This is a genomic window from Cognaticolwellia aestuarii (assembly GCF_002000025.1).
In the GTDB taxonomy this organism is placed as follows: Bacteria; Pseudomonadota; Gammaproteobacteria; order Enterobacterales; family Alteromonadaceae; genus Cognaticolwellia; species Cognaticolwellia aestuarii.
The window spans coordinates 162,352-181,400 of record NZ_MUZV01000003.1; the positions used below are offsets into that span (position 1 = coordinate 162,352).

Here is a 19,049-nt window from a genome sequence, read left to right on the forward strand (position 1 = left end):
AGCCAGTACTTTTTATACCACTAACAAACACTAAAGGTTAAACATTCAGTTTGACACTGACAAATGCTCATCGGCATATCATTTTCAATCACTTGTAAGGTTTTTTTATTTAACTGCAAGGTATAATTGCCCGGTATTAACGCATAGACCGAACTTAAATCGAGCATAGTCGCCACATTACCACGAGCCCTGATAAGTTGATAATCAACGGTTGACGGTTTATCACGCTTAGCTATGGGGCCTTGATAAGGCATTATTTGACCTTGCTGATCTTGAATAATAAACAGGTTGGAATAAAAACCTTCTAACGGTGTATGCCAAGTTAATACTGATAAATCTTTATTACTTTGGTTTAATAAAATGAAATTAATAAAAATGCCATCGCTGATCTGCTGCTCTGCATCTATTGTCATTTTACAGCTAATGGCGCGTTGCTCTATTTCAAAAACATCTGTTTGAGGCTCTTTTGACAATCTTTCCTCCATAAATCACTCCTTTTTACTATAACTCATACCAATCCGACTCTAAAAAATATGCCAACGCTAAAGAGTTGCATTTTCAGTTACCTATAATCCATCGCTGTTAACTGTTCACAACAGGCCAATGGGTAAATTCCATTTACCTTTTAAGTAAAGCATCAATTCCAAAAACAGCACAATTAATTAAGGTAATTTAATTAACCAACCACAAAATAAGTCATTAAAAAATGAATATGCACTGACTAGAGTTAACTGCGCAGAAAAAAATATGTAAAAGCTAGACACAATTTGAATAATGTTGGCAACAGGACAATCTTGTAGTTTCTTGCAAAAAGCAACCTAAAATAAACAGCTCACTTTTTGTTGTTTTACTAGTGAATTAACGTCAGTTTTTAATACATTCACGACAATATATTGATAAAAAATCGCTCGCGTCGTTCGACGGTTAAAATTAAAAAATAATTTATATTCTTTTGTTTTATATATGGATTTTTTAAAAAAATTATTGCTAAATAGCTAACGTTAATTTTGTTAAAACCTATTTATCGACATTTTTTCTGAGCTATTAATGAATAACTTTTGCTTTACCATTTCGGCGCTATGCTTTTTTCTACTCTTTGCTTTGCCGCTGCAAGCACAACCCCCTGTGCTAGCATTGTCAAAGAACGTTGCAACTAAGGTTATTTATGCGGGGACGGAGCGCAAAAGCTATGCTATCGACCTGCTGCGTCATGTTTTAAGTTATGATCAAAAAACCGACTATAACTTAGCCGCTTTCGGTAAAAACTTACCGACAATGCGAGGCTTTAATTTACTCGGTAAATCACATGGTATTGATGTGACTGTCGCGGGCGCTACCATGAGACGTGAGCAACTAGCATTGGCCATTCGTTTTCCAATTATGCAAGGTTTGTACGGTTGGCGTGTGCCACTTGTTCATCAAGACAATAAAGATATTTTACGTAACATCAGTAATTTAGAGCAATTCAAACAATTAAGAGCGTTGCAATTTCATACCTGGTCAGATAGTGAAACCTTACACTTAAATAACATAAAATTAGTTAAAGGTAGTGATGTCGAGGGCTTATACCTAATGTTAGATAGCAAACGAGCTGACTATTTCCCCCGTTCCGTACTAGAAGTAGACAATGACTTAAACCGACATCAACATTTACAGATAGCAAAAGAACAACACACGTTAATTTGGTACCCCAAAGCGGTGTATTTTTATGTTGGTAAAAATCAACTAGCCTTAGCGGAAAGTATTCGCCAAGGTCTTGAACTAGCGCTGATTGATGGCAGCTTAGAAAAACTATTTATGCGTTATTATGGCGAGACTATTACCAAGCTAAAAAACGAGCAAAGGCGAGTATTCAAATTGCTTAACCCACTACTCTCTCCTTTAACGCCACTGGATCGCTCTGAGCTATGGTTAGACTTATCGCCATCGTCGACAATTAATCCTTAAGCCCTACAAACCTTAGAAAAAGGCATAAACTACGGTAATATTTTCTGTTCATTCATCGCAGCGCTGGTCAGGTGTTCTATGTCAAAGTCATCTGATGGCTGAATACCTCGAGCCATATAAAAAAAGCGCCATTACATTCATTGCAACTCGCGACAACTTAAACAACGCTTTTGCTATGGACATAAGGCTATCGCATAGCCTTATGTCCATAGCCTATAATGAAAAATAAAGCATAAGCCAATCCGTTTTTATTATGACCAATTTATCAATAAATTCTTAATACACTACCTGTACACTCTTAATACATTCTCAATTCATTTTTATTTACATATTTCAACTTCAAGCCCTAACATAATTACTTTATACTCGGTGCCACACATCATGTAAACAAGATGTAAACCACTAAAAATACTAATAATTACAAAGGGAATTCTTGTGAGAAAGTCAGTTAAGTACCGCCTGCTATTTCTATTTATAGCCGTCTCAACTTATTATCTAGGGTTTTCGTTAATACCTGAAACTACAGATTCAGCGCTTGGACTCTATCCAGTAATTTTAGCGAGTGTTACTTACTTTATCGTGCTCCCAATACTTTATTGGTTCATGATCATCAAAGCTGGCAAACAAAAAGCTTGGAAACTATTCATAATTTTCAGCCTATCTAGCGCTATTGCTCGATACAGCTACCCGGCAGATATTGCGCAATACTTCGACTTTATACTTTGGTTACGCTACCCAATCATGGCTATATTGCTGATCATCGAACTTTATTTAATTGTTATAATTGTAAAGGGCTTATGGCAAGCTCGTAATTTATCTGGCGATCCGCGTATCGGGGCTATTGAAAAGTACGATGACGATAAAAAACAGGGCTTAGCCTTAACTTTTGCAACCGAGCCAGCTAGTTGGTATTACGCGATCCCTCGCTTATCTAAACGCCATACTGAGTCATTAGATAAGATTAGATTATGGTCTGGTAGATCATGGTACTACTTACTAGTGAGTCTTTTATTAATCACAATTGCATTAACAAGTTATCAGATGTTGATTGATTGGAGTGAAACTGCGGCAATAATGGCTGCAACTTTTATTCTGTATAGCTTTATTTTACTAACAGCAAACTACCGTTTATCACGCCATTATTCGATTTATATTCAAGATAAAAAACTCATCATCAACAACAGCATTTTTAACTTTATGGTGATACCACTTGATGCAATTGAATCTGTTTCGATGATAACAAATCAGCATAGCCAAATTGCAAAGTCAGTAAGCAATGTTGAAAATAATGATGTTATAACACAGAGCAATAAACCTGAAGGTGTGGCGAAAAACAATGAGCAACTAAAAGTTGGTAGAGGTAAACACCACAACATGAGTATCGTATTCAACCGACCAATTAAGTATTGGGGCATGATGGGCAGCTTTGTTGAGTCATTCGATGATATTTTAATCAATGTTGAGCAACCAAAAAATATCATTAACGCTTTGGAACAAATTAATTCACCACATCAACAGGTTGCTTGATAGAATGTTGACAGTTTAGTGGCAAGCTAAGGTGCGCCAAATTTCAACATTCGCAACATTAAGGGTTATGCTTTGCAACATTTAGTTTGGGATCTCGATCCCGTATTCTTCTCGGTTGGTCCATTAACTGTTCATTGGTATGGTGTATTATTTGCAGCGGCTATATTGTCAGGTTTGCAAGTAATGAAATGGATTTTTCAAACTGAAAAACAAGATATTACAGCACTCGATAACTTACTCGTATATATCGTTATTGGCGTTATCGTTGGTGCACGTTTAGGCCACTGTTTTTTTTATGATCCTGGCTATTACTTTGCTAATCCGATGAAGATACTTGCTATTTGGGAAGGTGGACTGGCTAGTCATGGTGGTGGTTTAGGCGCAATAATCGCTGCTGGTATTTATAGCAGAAAGCACCAAATGAACTTTATTTGGTTACTCGACAGGTTGGCAATATGCACCGCTTTATTTGGTTTTTTTGTTCGTAGCGCAAATTTTGTCAACTCAGAGATTTTAGGGACGGCAAGTAATGTTCCTTGGGCGGTGGTTTTTTCACGCATTGATAATGTGGCTCGCCACCCTTCCCAACTGTATGAAGCTTTCGCCTATTTAACGATATTTTTTATCTTAATTATTTTCTATAAAGGTAAAAAAGCACAAACACCACAAGGTTCTATTTTAGGCGTGTTCTTAATTTTAATATTTACCGCACGTTTCCTAATTGAATTGCTGAAAGAAAAACAGGCAGCTTATGCCGCTGACATTACGCTCACAGCAGGACAAATGTTAAGTATTCCGTTTTTCATCGCCGGTATTGCCTTAGTTATTTGGTCAGTTAAAAATAGTAAAAAAATACAAAAATAAATTAACCTTAACGGTTAACGCCGCTACTCATGTGTGTAAAGTACAGTGGCGGTAAAATATAATTAATAAAATGTGGTTATAAATTCATGGCTAAAAAGTATTACGTGGTATGGAAAGGCGCAAAAACCGGTGTTTTTGAACAGTGGAATGATGTGAAAAGTTATACACAAGGGCGAGCTGATGCTCAATATATGGGATTTGAATCTAAAGCAGAAGCTGAGCTTGCTTTTCAATCAACTTACACCAAAGCGCTAACGAAACGCTCTATGAGCAAAGGTACTACCACCAAACCCACAAGCTACGTTAAGGGCAGTAATAGCGCAGTAAAAAGCAGCGCAGCGCCAACAAAAAACGCTGATATTAACATTTATTGTGATGGTGCTTGTTCTCCTAATCCTGGTAAATCAGGGACCGGTATGGCGGTTTACCAGCAACAGCAGTTAATTGAGTTATGGTATGGTTTATATGAACCCATGGGTACCAATAATACCGCAGAGCTTAACGGTATGCTTGAAGCCTTTAAATACGCACAAGTTCATATTAAACAGGGTAAAACCGTACAAGTACTGTCTGACTCTAAATATTCAATCGATTGCATCACCAAGTGGGCAAAAGGTTGGCAAGCTAAAGGTTGGACCCGCGGCAAAGGCGAAGAAATTAAAAACCTTGAAGTGATCAAGCAATGCTTTTCATTGTACCAAACATTAAAAGCACAACTCATCATTAGCCATGTAAAAGGCCACGCTAACATAGAAGGTAATGAGCTATCCGATAGAATGGCAGTATTAGCTCGTACTAAGCGTACTGAAGGTTTTGTTCAGTATCAAGATACTCTCGATATTAAAGCTATTTTAGCTATGCCTTCAGGTTAATAGAAAATATTTATCAACACCCTGTAGCAATCAGCTGTAAAAATTATAGTCAATTGCATTAAAACAATAACAACATAAATTAAATGGACTTCTAAATGAAAAAAAAGCTAAATATACTAATCATTTCTACATTATTGCTTAGTGCCTGTGGTGGTGGCAGTAGTGAAGATCCCGTGGTGACGGTTCCTGTTAAGCCACCAGTGACTAACACTGCACCAATAGCTGTCACTGATTCTGCCTTAGCACAAAACAATGTCTCTGCAACAATAGATGTTTTAGCTAACGATACAGATGCAGAAAATAGTACCTTAGCTATTGATGCGATAACCGTAGCACCAAAACATGGCACTAGTGAAGTAGTAAATAATAAGATTGTTTATAAACCTTCAGCCGACTATATTGGCTCGGATACGCTAACCTATCAAATAACCGATGGCGAACTTACTGCTCAAGCCTCAGTTACTATCACTGTTAATCATACCGTAACATTAATTGGTTTAGTTACCGATGCTCCATTAGCTAACGCCACCGTTACTGTGGATTTAAATGAAACAACCTTTACTACCTCAACCAATGATTTAGGCCAGTATAGACTGCCAATAACAATCGATACTGTCGATACTCCTGTTATTGTTCATGCTAAAGGCAACGCAAGCCAAGCTAACGTTGAGTTAATAAAGCTAATTGGTAGTACACAAAGTTTATTAAGCTTAATGGATGAAGAGCGAAATTTATCAGCTGGTGCAAAAAATCTAACTAATATCACGCAGTTATCAACGGCAACATATTTACTCGCAAAAGATCGTAATAACAACCAGGCGTTTAGTTCAGACGACGATTATCAGCTTGAAAAGTATGAACTTTCAGGTGAAAATATTATTAACACTGCAGGCTTTATTAAATTATTAGTAGATAACCCTAATTTTTTAATTCCTCAACAACAATCTCTTTTAAGCTTGCTTGATCCTATTAATGAAGATATTTCGACAGTAGCAGCAATTACCCGTTATTTGAAAAACAATAATCATATCGATGAATATGGTCAAACGACACCAAGTTATAATGACGCCCTTGCCCTTGCCATTACGGAAACCTTGAGCGATACCAATGTTATTATCCCATTCACCACACAGATGTTGGCTAATAACGTATTTATTAATAAACTTTATGAAACACAAAAAGGCTGGTTAAGATCAAAAGCTCCAGGCTTTCAATTCAATGCTGACGGCACATTAATGACTTATGAGAATACTAGTTTCTTGGATTCAAGCGGTGTTTTAGTCAAAACAAATAGTTGGCAAGTCACTGAAGGACAATTAGTTATTACAGCTGAAGCAGAGCTTACTAATCTATCTGTCAGTTATCCATATTATGAACTTATCGATACTTATGGTTTTGATGCCTCAGTAGTAGAAACATTAATAAATGCTGCTAACGTTGGTGCTATAGGAGAGTCGCTATTGATCAGAGCAACTTATGGCTTTAAAAATCAAAAAGGTACGATACTGAGTGAAAACACAGCATCAATGCAAGTAAGCTACACGGGTGAGTTTGTTTGGGAGCTTGATCTCAAACATTTAGGTCAACAATATGGTGTCAACATTTGGCCTGAAGCGAATCCAAAAGCAACGTCAATAAAATCGTATCAAGAAACTTATACTAAGGCCAATACCGAATTATTCTCTGATAAGACATTGGCTGATATTGCCGGAAAATGGGTAATGCCCTTTGACCATGTACTAGGAAATCATTATTTTGTTGGCAGAGAAGTTAAAGGGCTATTTCTTGACACCATTCAAATCACTACAACGACAGCTGTATCGAGTAAGTCGGGGCATCAATTTACTCCGACGCTTGAAAATGGTGTACTTACGCTAGTACAAGACGATTTAACATATAAAATTACGCCATTTAAACAACTTGGAAAAGGCTATTTGGCACAAATTGAAAAGTGGCAGAATAATACATTAGTTTATGTACTTGCAGAAAACATTGCTCAGTTTGATGATAGCTATACATTGTTGACAGACAGCTTAGTTACTGAGTTACCAATGGCACAATTAGCGTACAATAATGCTTTAGGTACAGATGCATGGGTAAATAATAAACTCAGTTTAAACCATGTATTTGGTTATCATTTTAAAAGTGACGGCACACTTAATCGTGGTATTAATGCTAGAACCGATGAAAATGGTAATTCAAAGTTTGTCGGCGACGATAGCTGGACATGGAGTGTATCTGAAAATTTAATCCACTTAAATTTAAGTAACGATGACACACGCAGAACTTGGCAAGTCATATCAGTTGATGATGATAACAGAGCATTAGTGATAGAATCAGCAACACAAAGTCGAGATCTCAATTCTGACAATGAGTTAAGTGACGATGAAAAAGAATTACTTCGGAGCCCGCCACGTATAAATATCATTAAAAAAGCGGATTTAAGTCAATGGCCGGAAGCATGGGGAAATACACAACTTTAACTTACTCTACGGACTAAGTTAGCGCATAAAAAAATCCAAAGCGATAAAGCTTTGGATTTTTTTTAATGACTTAGTCGTTAATATCAGAGCTAGATAGGTGGCACATGTTGAAAATTTGGGATGGGTTGGGATGAGTGTCCTGTTAATTTTTGCCGTTATGCCCGAAATCACTTTGTAGTATTACAACTATTTCAATACCCTCTAACTCACGAGTTAACCGAATCAAGTTAACTAATTCATCAATCCCACTTTGATTTTCTGGAGAACCAGTTAATGATACTTGAACGTTCTTACCCTGAAATTTAATATCAATTAACTGCTGCAAGATTCCTGATGAAGTTACTTTTATTTTGTGTATGCGATATTCATTGTTATTTAGAACATTAACATTCAACGTAACATCTGCTAGCTTTTGTGAAGGTGAACATGCAAATAGCAGCAATAATATTAGTGCTAATAACATCTGCTTCATATGCATACTCTCTTAGGTACATAACGAGTTGATGATGATAACAGAGATAGGTGGCACATGCTCAAAATTGGGAATGAAAGCTTGTTTTCCCGTCATATTTAAGGCTTTCATTCAAAAATAGCCTCTAGTCCCCTGTTTTGAGACAAATTTGTATCAACGTAATGCGAAAAGTACACTGTTGGTAATGGAATACTGTGTTGAGCTCTAATTTGTTGCTTTCTGGGGTAGTCATCATGCACCTGACATAAATAAGAAAGGGTCATTTGAGCTTAGTACACTGACTAGGTTAGTTCAATTTGGGATGGGTGTCCTTTATATTTTTATATTTTTTCTTTTTACCAATTTATGTTTTTCTGGTTACGTAACGGTATTGCGGAATCTAAAACTGGTACTTTATTTTGATCCTTGAAACCATTGTCATGTAAAAACAACTCCAACCCTTTTCGCGTAGTGTTACCCGCAGCAGGTGGTAAACAAACACTTTTAATTGGAAGTATTTCACGTTGAAATAGATTTTCTTCATCATCTTGAAGAAATATGCTTTCAACATAAGGTACAAAAGTACCTCCTGCGGTTCTAAATTTTCTTAAGTTCTCATTTTGAACTGAGTTAGCCAAAAATATGGCTCTCCACTCTTTTTCCTCAGCAAACCCTTCGTCTTTAAATGTTAATAAAGGAATCTGAAAAACATTTTGAAGTAAGCCAGTTATCATGCCTTTACGCTCTAGGCTTAATTCTGAAAGGTTATCATTATCAATTTGGTGTTTTTTAATAGTTTTAGACAATTCGTCAATGATGAGATTAACTATTTTTAGCTTTAATTTACCGTCATAAATGACAGGTAAGAAGTTGCAGATAACAACGGTGTTATTTTGACAAGTAGATAATCGAGAATCCGACAAATCAAATTCAATACAATAGCCTTCCGATTGATTTGCATAGGCTCGCCATTGACTCAGAAGGTCATGTTTAGAGCAGAATGAAATGATATATGGTGTAATAATTTCAGCTAAGTTTTCACTATGTTCTTTAAGGTGCTTAGCTAGTTCTTGGAGAACGATTTCTTCTCGATCAATTAGAGCTTTATAAACAACATCTAATCCATCTTTCATTTCTCTGGAGTCATTTAAAAAGCGATAATCGGTTGCCCACAAGTTTGCATTTGAGACTATTCCCTCTAAACCTTGCACTGAAGTATAATGATAAAATTTTGTGGTTTTTTCTTCTGGAGATATTTCAATTATTTTGTTTTGAACAAAATTAGATAAGGTCTGTAACTCTTCCATCATAGGAGAAAATGAATCTAAGTTACTTAAAAATTTATCGTATGACACTAAACCTCCTTTTAAACATAACAACGTATAGACAGATAAAATCTGCCTTTCCACAAGCGAAAAGTCCATCTATTGAATATTTATTCAAATCAATATACATAGCTTAATTTTTATAATCAATAGCTTATTAGCAACGATTGAATAAACCGATGTGGAAAGGCAGATCAAAACCGCCTTTCTACAATAAAGCGGGATACTCGAGCATACTGTATAAAAAACAGTTAGCATTATCAGTTATCAAATCAAGTGGTTTATTAAAATAATGACTGAGTTTAAGCAAGTGTTCGCAGTAACTTTTACAGGTACGTTATGAATAACCTCGGTAGGCTACTTCTGTTTTGACTTGTTCAATGAATATATTCATGACTTGGGTGGAAACAAGGTACAACTTCATTTCAATACTCAGTTCTTAAACTAAATTAAAAGCAAAATAATACAGCCACTATATCTGAATATCACGATTAGCGGCCTTTAGTTTTTAAATCAACGAAATCGGCTTTGAACCTACAAAGGCTATTAAAGTTAACTAGCGAAGAGTTTTCGTTAGCACCTAAAATAAAGCTATCATTTACAGGTTGACTCTTGGGCGAGATAACTAAAAACCAGCTTTATGCGGTAAGTCACACAGTAAGATGGCATTGCTATTGTCCGTATTTATTCTGCTGTGCTCTATTTGGCTCTGCTTGACTCTGTTTTGAACAAATTACCACCAAGACGAACAGCAATCACTCAGATCAACTAAAAGGCCTTGCCTAGTAATGAATATCTCAGTATTCTACGCGGCCTTTTTCTCTTTGGATCTCAACATGATCGGATTTGACTATGGCACATCAAACTGTGCTGTCGGCGTTATGGAAAATAACAAGCCAAAACTATTATCTCTAGGTGATCATGGCCGATATATATCGTCAACCTTATATGCCCCTAGTCGTGATGTCATTGTCAACTGGCTGCACAAAAACTTGACCTTGGCAGAGCAAAAAACCTTTCAACAGCAACGTCAAAGGCAGTTACAAAAAGGTCAAAATACCTTACGAGAATTGACGCTTGATGGTTATCCCACAGAGCTATCTTTTGGGCAGCAAGCCCTGAATAATTACTTACAAGAGCCCGATGAAGGTTATTACATCAAGTCGCCTAAGTCATTTCTTGGTGCAAGTGGCTTATTGCCGCAACAAGTGGACTTATTTGAAGATATTGTTGCAGCAATGATGAGTAACGTGAAAACGCTGACTGAAGCAGCACTTGGCAGAAGCGTAGAGCAAACCGTTATCGGGCGCCCAATCAACTTTCAGGGTTTACGTGGTGAAGAGAGTAATCAGCAGGCATTAACAATATTAACGAATGCAGCTAAACGTGTTGGTTTTAAAGATGTTGAATTTCAATTTGAACCTGTTGCTGCCGGCTTTGAATATGAAGCGAGCTTAACAAAAGAAACAAAAGTGCTAGTTGTTGATATTGGTGGTGGAACCACCGATTGCTCGATGTTATTGATGGGACCCAAACAAGCCGCTTTATCAGATAGAAGCCATGACCTATTAAGTCATAGTGGTGAGCGCGTTGGCGGTAACGACTTTGACATTGCTTTTGCACTAAAAGGTATTATGCCAAGCTTTGGTTTAGATAGCCGATTAAAAACCGGTAAACCTATGCCAAGTAACAGCTATTGGCAAGCGATGGCGATTAATAATATCAATCATCAAACGGAGTTTTACAGTGCTGCTAATGGTCGTTTTCTAGAACAGCTTATTCGTGATGCTGAGCAACCTGAGCTATTAACGCGCTTGCTAACCGTGCAGCAACAGAAATTAAGTTATCGCGTCGTTAACGCTGCAGAGCAAAGTAAAATCGCCATCACTGAGCAAACACAACAGCAAGTTGATTTATCTGATATTGATACTGGCCTCTCTATTACGCTCGACAGAGATGGCTTTGGCAAAGCCTGCCAAAGAGAACTCAATTCAATTGCGAGTTTAATGACAGATGCGATCACACAAGCTAATTGTCAGCCTGATGTGGTATTTGTTACTGGCGGCACGGCTAAATCTCCGGTATTGAATCAATTTCTTCAACAACAATTTAACCACGTACCTATTGTTATTGGTGATCATTTCGGTAGCGTTACCGCCGGTTTAACGCGTTGGGCAAAAACTATCTATGCCTAAAGCGGTAACTTACCGTGTTGAATGATACTAAGCTTTAGTCTCAATTTTTACTTACCACTTTGTCAGTAACGATAACTCGCCCCAACAAACGCCCCCAACAAAAGCTCATTAACCCAATAACAGGTAATGAGCTTTTTGCTTTGATAGCAGCAATTATGTGCTGGCTCTGTGCAATAAGGTTTTCTATCTAACAAGAATAAAATAACGCCGCACAGCTCATTCAACTGATTCAGTTTGCCCAACCTATTGCGGTGCAATAGATTAAAAACCCGTGAACAGCAAATGGATTCTGTTGCTAGCTACATACTTTCAGTTTGAAAACAGCGATCATGATTTGTAAATAATGCTGCTAGAAAAAGAAATTCTTGTTGGTTAATCAGTCATGAGCATATGCTTCAAAGATGATTATAAAAATCTTAGCCTTAGTATTATTGTTTTGATAAGGTAATGCTCTTCAAGCAATGTGTTTTCGCTACAAACTTTAACTTTTATATATTCATATATTCATCAAGCATTTATAGAACTGACATTACTTTACTCTACGGCATAAAATTTAAATGGCATCTAGTCGAACATACAAAACCTTATTCAAACTAGTTTTAATCGCAGCAATACTGGCTTATGCAGGTTATTACGCAAATATACTCTTTGATAGCCCTGCTTTCTTTGCCGGTAGTTCAAAAAAAGCGGGGGCAACTTCTTACCAAAGTAGCCAAACTAGCGCTCCCCCCATGGTAGCTGAACGCTTAAACACTATAGATGCCGCTAAAATAGGTAATGAAATAGCTCCATTGGGAAAGTTACGAGTTATAACTCAACCAAATTGGCATATATCAGGGCGCTTAAGTGAACAAATTTCAGCATTACAGTCACAATTTGAAGCCGGTGATTTAACGGCCGGCTATCTTCTTGCCATGAACTTAAGATATTGTTGGAATAGCCCTTTCAATCAACATGAATTTGATACTCGTAAACAAACACAACAAGAAACCCATGCAAGTGATGCAATGCTACAGCACTTAGAAGATAAATATGAAAAATGCCAAGGGGTTGAACTAAAACAACAAAAACAGTTTTATCATTATATGCGCTTAGCTGCTGAGCAAGGCTTTATACCTGCAAAAGAAAGTTTTGCTCAATTATATGCTGAGTTTTATATGACGTCACAAGGTCATGTGTCACTTCCTAGAGCTGAATATATTGCTATGCGTGAGCAGTTTATTAACACAAAAATCAATTTTCTCACTCAAGCTGCCGAGCACGGCAGTATCAAAGCGATGACCACACTAGCCAGCCTTTACTATTCGCAAAACTATGGTCCACAGGGCTGGGTAAAAGCTTTTGCTTATAATCAGGCTATTTTAGCGTTTACCGAAGACAATGCTCTGTATCAACGTAATCAATGGTATACAGAAAAATTAATAAAAAGTTTAAGCGCACAAGAATTGGCTGATGCACAAGCAATATCAGAAAATATAATACAAGCAATTAAGCAAAATGGTACTTTATACCTTGCAAACTAATTTAGGAGAAATGTCATTAACAACACGACAACTACTCAGCCAACTGAAAATGGCAAAGTCGCTTTAATTGTTGGTGCCAGTGGCTTAATTGGTCAACACTTATTAACAAAGCTACTCGCTAGCTCGCGCTATAGCAAAGTAATTGCTTTAGTGCGAAAACCACTCGTCATAACAGATCCTAAACTTGTTCAATGGCAAATAGATTTTTCTCAGCTAGCCGTTGAATTAGAACGCCGTTCACTAGAGCAGAGAAATGCTCAGGCAAAGGTTAATGCAATAACGCAATCAGAAAAGTCTTCGTCAATCAGTAAAAATCAATCTACGCTTAACGCGCCTTTAGCTAGCGATGAGCTAGCTATCGTTGATGATGTTTTTTGTACGTTGGGTAGCACAATAAAAAAAGCCGGCTCTAAAGACGCATTTACTGAAGTTGATTATCACTACCCGCTCATTATTGCCAAACACTTTTACCGCCAAAACGCATCATTGTTCGCCATCGTAACGGCAATGGCGGCAAACGAGTCATCCAAGCTATTCTATAATCAAGTTAAAGGTAAAGTTGAGACGAGTTTGCGCGCTATTGGCTATCAACATCTTGGCATATTTCGACCATCAATGTTATCTGGTCAGCGTGATGAATATCGCCTAGGTGAACACATTGGCACAATGTTCATGCAAGCTTTAGCTTTTATTATTCCGCAGAAATATCAAGTAATTGAAGCAGAAAAAGTAGCACGTGCCATGTTGGCCTATGCGGAAAATCCTGCTTTAAACGTTAGCGTTATTCAGTCTGATCAGCTGCAAAGTCATTAAGCGTTTTGCCTGTCATGCGATAGCCCACCCACTCTTCTTGAGCTACAGCTCCTAATGAATGATAAAACTCACGTGAAGGTGTATTCCAGTCTAAACAGCTCCACTCAAAGCGAGCGCAGTCTTTTTCTTTAGCGATATTCGCCATAGTTTTTAACAGTTTTACACCTGCGCCTTTACCACGATATTCAGGCATAACGTACAAGTCTTCTAAATACAGGCCAGACTTTGCTAACCAAGTTGAATAGTTAAAAAAATAAATTGCAGAGCCAATCGCAACACCATCAAGTTCACATATTAATGCGTAGACATGACTATCATGAGCAAAAATAGTTTGCTTAATTGTTTGTTCGGTCGCTAAAACTTCGTCTTCGGCTTTTTCATAAATAGCGAGATCTTTAATAAAGGTAAATAAAATTCCGGCATCGGCTGCGGTTGCCGCTCTCACGTACAAGTTGCTCATATTGTGCTCCTAATTGTTATCTTTCTAACGATAAATTGTTTTGTAAATAAAGCCTTATTGATTATTCAATGCTTGTTGCGCACGATTGATTATCGCCATTGAAAGTTGTTTAAATACACCTTTTAATAATACCCAATGATGCCAGTATAGTGTTCTGGTGATGGTATTTTCAGGCATTAAATTAATCAGCTGTCCATTATTAAGCTCTTGCTGTATTTGCAATTTAGGGATCAAGCAATACGCTAGGCCTTGTTTTGCAAAACCGACAAAAGCTTCCGATGATCGCACTGTGTGGCAAGGGTATGAGCCGCCTTTCAAGCCAAATATTTTTTCAATATATTTGATGTGCATGTCATCTTTTTGATCATAAGCAACGGCAGGTGCTCTAACTAATGCCTGTTCATTAATACCTTGAGGAAAATAATGTTCAACAAAATTAGGCGCGGCAACTAAGAGATACTGCATGTCACCGAGCTTTTCAAAAGTACAGCCCGGCAATGCGCTATTGTGTGTACTAATGGCACCAAATACTTCTCCATCTTTTAAATAATTGATGGTTCTATTTTCATCTGAAAGGCGAAAATTTACAGATACGTTATAGTGATGGCAAACATCACCAATAGCAGTAATTAACCAAGTCGCTAAGCTGTCAGCATTACTGGCAATACTGGCAGTGATTGTTTCACTGTTATTATTGCCTGAAATGTCTGGCAAAATATCTTGCTCTAGCAATTTCACTTGTTGGTAATGGCCAAGCAATTTTTTACCAATCGCTGTTGCCACTATAGGTTGTGCTCTGACTAATACCGGTTGCCCTATAGTTTGCTCTAAGCTTTTTATCCGTTGAGAAACAGCCGATTGTGTAATTGATAAAACTGATGCCGCTTTATCAAAATTTTGCTCATCAACCACCACGCTTAACGCATGCAATAACTTGTAATCTAACAACGTACTGTATTCCTATTCATATATTCACACATACCCAAAACACATCGACATTAGCAAAACTTATTAAAGATAAAAAGCATTAATTGTACTTATACTTGTTAACTTATTAAATTAGCCGCCTTACCCTGTAGGTTATTACTTTAGGAGCAACAAATGTTTTCCCCTTTGTTACAAGGATTAATTCTAGGCGCCGGTATGATTATTCCGATCGGCGCTCAAAACGCTCATGTACTTAATCATGGCATTAAAAGAAATCATCACTTCTTAGCGGCAACAATTTGTATGCTTTGTGATGTCATTCTCATTGCATTAGGGGTGTTTGGTGGTGCCAAGTTAATCGCAACATCACCAACCTTAGTGACCATTATTTCTTGGGGCGGCATCATATTTTTATTAACTTATGCTGGCTTATCTTTTCGTCAAGTATGGCAAAACAACTATGAAGAAAATCAGCAATTAGCAAATGAATTGAAGCACAAGCCTTGGTTAGTGATTATCGCAACGCTTTCTGTAACGCTATTAAATCCGCATGTCTATCTAGATACTGTGATGATATTAGGCAGTGTTGGCGGACAATTTCAAGGTCACGAAAGGTTCGCTTTTGCCGTAGGCACTATGCTGGCATCAATTATTTGGTTTTATAGCTTAGCCGGAGCCGCAGCGAAAATGTCACCTTGGCTTAATCAAGCAAGAGTAAAACGCTCTATTGATATGGTGGTAGGGGTGATCATGTGCGCAATAGCCATATCGCTATTTAGCAGCCTGTAAATAAAGTGCCGTCAGCCCTAATACAGCGCTGATAGTTAATCATCACTAGCAACAGCCCGGTCAAGAAAGTCTTTTTTGCCAATTGCCGGCATGATAAAGCCAGCAACTCTCTTCACTATCAAGCTCAACTTGGTTATTAACATTGCTCAGTTTCAAACCAATATTTGCCAGCTTGCTAGCAATAAGTTGTAGCAAATAATTTTTGTTATGTGATTTTGCATAGTCAGCTAACTGGCTATTATTGTCGAATACACAGGTAACTTTTAAACTTTGCTCAACATTATCAAAATTAACCGTATGCGTTAGCCATTGAAAACCATCAATATCTTCTAAGGCATGATGACAAACCTCAGTCAGAGCTTTAATGATTTGATTATCGAGTTTTTTATCTGATTTACGCATTATTTATCAACACTTATACTTACTATTATTGCAACGGGTCATAGTGCCTTGATAATTAGCTATTAGCAAAACCATTTGAAAAATTTTTACTCGCTGAATGAAGAGGATTATTACCCAAAAAATTATTTTTTCCTGCTTTTTTTGTTGCTAATAGGTATTCATCAGCGGCGTTTACTAAGTCATCAAAATTAAACGCTTTCGTTTTATCATGCAAAGCATAACCTGCTGATACAGTGACAGAAAGAGTTGCTTGCTCATATTCAATAAACATATCATTGATACTGGCAATAATTCTTTCTGCCAATTCACGCATTTGTATTTGGCTAATAGATTCACACACTAAAACAAACTCATCACCTCCCCAACGTAGTAAGAGATCATGCTCTCTGATCTGAGTTGATATTGTATTAACAATGGCTTTCAAGGCCTTATCACCACCTGCATGACCGAACGTATCATTTATAAACTTAAAGTCATCACAGTCAATAATTAACGCCCCTATAGATAATTCAGGGTTTGCTTCTCGTTCAAAGCGAGAACGCAAAGCAGGTAAATATACTTTTAAATAATTACGACAAAATACCCCAGTTAATTCATCTTTCATTGATGCCACTATTTGTGCTTTCAATCTACGGTGATGAACAATAAATAACACAACAACAGCGCAAATTATCACAACTAAACTGGCAATAATAAGACTTAATACTGCCGTGTTATTGACAGTTCCTTCGATCAGCACTTCATTAGTAGGTAATATGTCTTCGGATTTAACAGAGCTTGCTATCGTGTCTTGGGCATACACTTCGCTCAGCAAAAGCAGGGTTAAAATAAAGCAAGTAGGGATAAAAAAATTAAGAATAGGTTTTCGGTTAACTAATAGCATTTGGTAAATTCCATTTAAACAAACGTTCCATCGTCAACCCATAAATATACGCTATTAAATACGGCTATGTATATAAGAAAAGTACAAATTAGCAAAATTTTTTATCTGATGAGCCTGAACACTTAATGCCAAATGTGAGTAACGAGCGGCGCTTATGCTTGCTCATGTTGGCACTGCCAACATATTTCAAATGAGGCATCATTTTTTTCGCAACATTTATTGCAAATCCAGTCATCCATACTGATTGATTTTTGTGTGCTAGCAACAACCGCTATAGCTTTTTCGTAATCACTATCTTGCTGCACCCATATTTCGGGCCAGCAATCAAAGGCTGAAATTTCACCAGCAGCCCCTTGGCTAAATTCATTTTTCAGGAAAGTAACAATACCTGCAGCCTCAATAATATTTTTAGTATTGTTAACTAAAAATAAGCTTTCGTTGGTATAAACCATTTTCATATTGGGTACCTTAGCTGTATTGAATTAACTTAGCCGTATTGGGTTAACATACTATTGGCTTAACATAGTATTGAAAATTGGATTTTAGTTTCACCAACATATACTTACATTAAAAGTACACGAACTTAGTCTTTCCAACGCTCTTTTATCTCAATAATTTGCGCTATCTGTTGCTCAAATATTTCCACTAATTGAGGATCGAAATGTTTGTTTTTTTCACTATGAATAAACTCCATGGCCTTTGGAATTGACCATGCATCTTTATAAGGGCGAACACTGGTCAATGCATCAAAAACATCAGCTAAGGCAACTATACGCCCTTCAATAGGGATTTCAGTGCCTTTTAGTTGTTTTGGATAACCCGTGCCATCCCATTTTTCATGATGGGTCATTGATACGAGCTTCGCTAATTCAATCAAATCTGAATCAGAATCACCTAAAATTTCCGCCCCAATTTCTGGATGTTTCTTCATAATGGCAAACTCTTCTGTGGTGAGTTTACCGGGTTTAAGCATGATACTATCTGGAATACCAATTTTACCAATGTCATGCATCGGCGCAGCATTAAATAAGTTATCGGCCTCAGCCTTTGAAAAGCCATAATCTAAGGCAATAATACGCGCATAATGACTCATACGCATAACGTGCATACCGGTTTCATTATCTTTGTATTCAGATGCTCGACCAAGGCGTTGTATAACTTGTAAGCGTGTTCTTCGAAGCTCTTCAGCATCTACCAAAGATAAATGCGTTTTTACTCGAGCTTTTACCACAGCAGGTGAAATAGGCTTAGAGATATAGTCAACAGCGCCGAGGTTTAAGCCTTTAGCTTCATCATCAGGATCACTTAATGCGGTAATAAATATGATAGGTATCGACTTAAATTTGGGGTTTTGCTTCAAGTGCTCGCACACTTCATACCCTGTAAGCCCAGGCATCATCACGTCTAACAATATCAAGTCGGGTGCTTCTTTCTCAACTAGGGCTAGTGCCTCTTGACCACTTTTAGCAAAAATAAGCTTATAGCTATCATTCAGTATTTGATTTAAAACACGTAAGTTGGTCGGTTCGTCATCAACAATTAAAACACTTGATTTATTCTTTCGCATTTATCTTATCCTTTACCCAAC

18 protein-coding genes are annotated in these 19,049 nt (G+C 37.2%); 9 read left to right on the top strand and 9 right to left on the bottom strand.

The features are described 5' to 3' along the window. Window positions 1–20: 20 nt before the first annotated feature. Entirely contained in the window at window positions 21–485 is a 465-nt protein-coding gene (locus B0169_RS05875) for a hypothetical protein (RefSeq protein WP_077285037.1), read from the bottom strand. 562 nt (window positions 486–1,047) lie between these two features. Between B0169_RS05875 and B0169_RS05880 the strand changes: the two genes are divergently transcribed. The 5 genes from B0169_RS05880 (at window position 1,048) to B0169_RS05900 (ending at window position 7,693) form a co-directional block, all read left to right on the top strand. After that, a complete protein-coding gene (locus B0169_RS05880) occupies window positions 1,048–1,947 on the top strand; it encodes an ABC transporter substrate-binding protein (RefSeq protein WP_077285038.1) in 900 nt (299 codons plus the stop codon). 435 nt (window positions 1,948–2,382) lie between these two features. Then, the gene (locus B0169_RS05885; protein ID WP_077285039.1) at window positions 2,383–3,474 is read left to right on the top strand and encodes a hypothetical protein; all 1,092 of its coding nucleotides are present in this window, start codon (window positions 2,383–2,385) and stop codon (window positions 3,472–3,474) included. Between the two features lie 72 nt (window positions 3,475–3,546). Next, window positions 3,547–4,338 carry a prolipoprotein diacylglyceryl transferase gene (gene lgt / locus B0169_RS05890; protein ID WP_077285040.1) on the top strand — a complete coding sequence of 264 codons (792 nt, stop codon included), beginning with the start codon at window positions 3,547–3,549 and terminating at the stop codon, window positions 4,336–4,338. Between the two features lie 86 nt (window positions 4,339–4,424). Beyond that, complete coding sequence (locus B0169_RS05895) at window positions 4,425–5,210, top strand: ribonuclease H family protein (protein ID WP_077285041.1); 786 nt, start codon at window positions 4,425–4,427, stop codon at window positions 5,208–5,210. 95 nt (window positions 5,211–5,305) lie between these two features. Continuing rightward, on the top strand, window positions 5,306–7,693 hold the full coding sequence (locus tag B0169_RS05900) for an Ig-like domain-containing protein (protein WP_077285042.1): 2,388 nt from the start codon (window positions 5,306–5,308) through the stop codon (window positions 7,691–7,693). A gap of 142 nt (window positions 7,694–7,835) precedes the next feature. Here B0169_RS05900 and B0169_RS05905 read toward each other — a convergent pair whose 3' ends face one another. Continuing rightward, entirely contained in the window at window positions 7,836–8,165 is a 330-nt protein-coding gene (locus tag B0169_RS05905; RefSeq protein WP_077285043.1) for a hypothetical protein, read from the bottom strand. Window positions 8,166–8,500: 335 nt separating this feature from the next. Next, window positions 8,501–9,499, bottom strand: a complete 999-nt coding sequence (locus B0169_RS05910) for a DUF2971 domain-containing protein (RefSeq protein WP_158077056.1) — start codon at window positions 9,497–9,499, stop codon at window positions 8,501–8,503. Window positions 9,500–10,257: 758 nt separating this feature from the next. Here B0169_RS05910 and yegD point away from each other — a divergent pair. The 3 genes from yegD (at window position 10,258) to B0169_RS05930 (ending at window position 14,000) form a co-directional block, all read left to right on the top strand. Further along, window positions 10,258–11,664, top strand: a complete 1,407-nt coding sequence (gene yegD / locus B0169_RS05920; RefSeq protein WP_235838488.1) for a molecular chaperone — start codon at window positions 10,258–10,260, stop codon at window positions 11,662–11,664. Window positions 11,665–12,221: 557 nt separating this feature from the next. After that, window positions 12,222–13,187: an SEL1-like repeat protein gene (locus B0169_RS05925; RefSeq protein WP_077285046.1), complete on the top strand. Its 966-nt coding sequence runs from the start codon at window positions 12,222–12,224 to the stop codon at window positions 13,185–13,187. 150 nt (window positions 13,188–13,337) lie between these two features. Next, the gene (locus B0169_RS05930) at window positions 13,338–14,000 is read left to right on the top strand and encodes a Rossmann-fold NAD(P)-binding domain-containing protein (RefSeq protein WP_158077057.1); all 663 of its coding nucleotides are present in this window, start codon (window positions 13,338–13,340) and stop codon (window positions 13,998–14,000) included. Here B0169_RS05930 and B0169_RS05935 read toward each other — a convergent pair. Continuing rightward, the gene (locus tag B0169_RS05935) at window positions 13,969–14,460 is read right to left on the bottom strand and encodes a GNAT family N-acetyltransferase (RefSeq protein ID WP_077285048.1); all 492 of its coding nucleotides are present in this window, start codon (window positions 14,458–14,460) and stop codon (window positions 13,969–13,971) included. The two genes, B0169_RS05930 and B0169_RS05935, sit on opposite strands and share 32 nt — an antisense overlap. A 54-nt stretch (window positions 14,461–14,514) precedes the next feature. Continuing rightward, entirely contained in the window at window positions 14,515–15,408 is an 894-nt protein-coding gene (locus B0169_RS05940; protein ID WP_077285049.1) for a LysR family transcriptional regulator ArgP, read from the bottom strand. Window positions 15,409–15,561: 153 nt separating this feature from the next. On the opposite strand from B0169_RS05940, the gene B0169_RS05945 reads away from it, so the two are divergent. After that, entirely contained in the window at window positions 15,562–16,176 is a 615-nt protein-coding gene (locus tag B0169_RS05945) for a LysE/ArgO family amino acid transporter (RefSeq protein ID WP_077285050.1), read from the top strand. Between the two features lie 60 nt (window positions 16,177–16,236). On the opposite strand, the gene B0169_RS05950 is transcribed toward B0169_RS05945, so the two are convergent. From B0169_RS05950 to B0169_RS05965, 4 genes are all read right to left on the bottom strand, one after another. Continuing rightward, on the bottom strand, window positions 16,237–16,578 hold the full coding sequence (locus B0169_RS05950; protein WP_077285051.1) for a Fis family transcriptional regulator: 342 nt from the start codon (window positions 16,576–16,578) through the stop codon (window positions 16,237–16,239). A gap of 55 nt (window positions 16,579–16,633) precedes the next feature. Then, window positions 16,634–17,461, bottom strand: coding sequence for a GGDEF domain-containing protein (locus B0169_RS05955; RefSeq protein WP_077285052.1), 828 nt, complete (start codon window positions 17,459–17,461; stop codon window positions 16,634–16,636). 152 nt (window positions 17,462–17,613) lie between these two features. Further along, the gene (locus B0169_RS05960) at window positions 17,614–17,919 is read right to left on the bottom strand and encodes a putative signal transducing protein (protein ID WP_077285053.1); all 306 of its coding nucleotides are present in this window, start codon (window positions 17,917–17,919) and stop codon (window positions 17,614–17,616) included. Between the two features lie 125 nt (window positions 17,920–18,044). Continuing rightward, window positions 18,045–19,028: a response regulator gene (locus B0169_RS05965; RefSeq protein ID WP_077285054.1), complete on the bottom strand. Its 984-nt coding sequence runs from the start codon at window positions 19,026–19,028 to the stop codon at window positions 18,045–18,047. Between the last annotated feature and the right edge of the window lie 21 nt (window positions 19,029–19,049).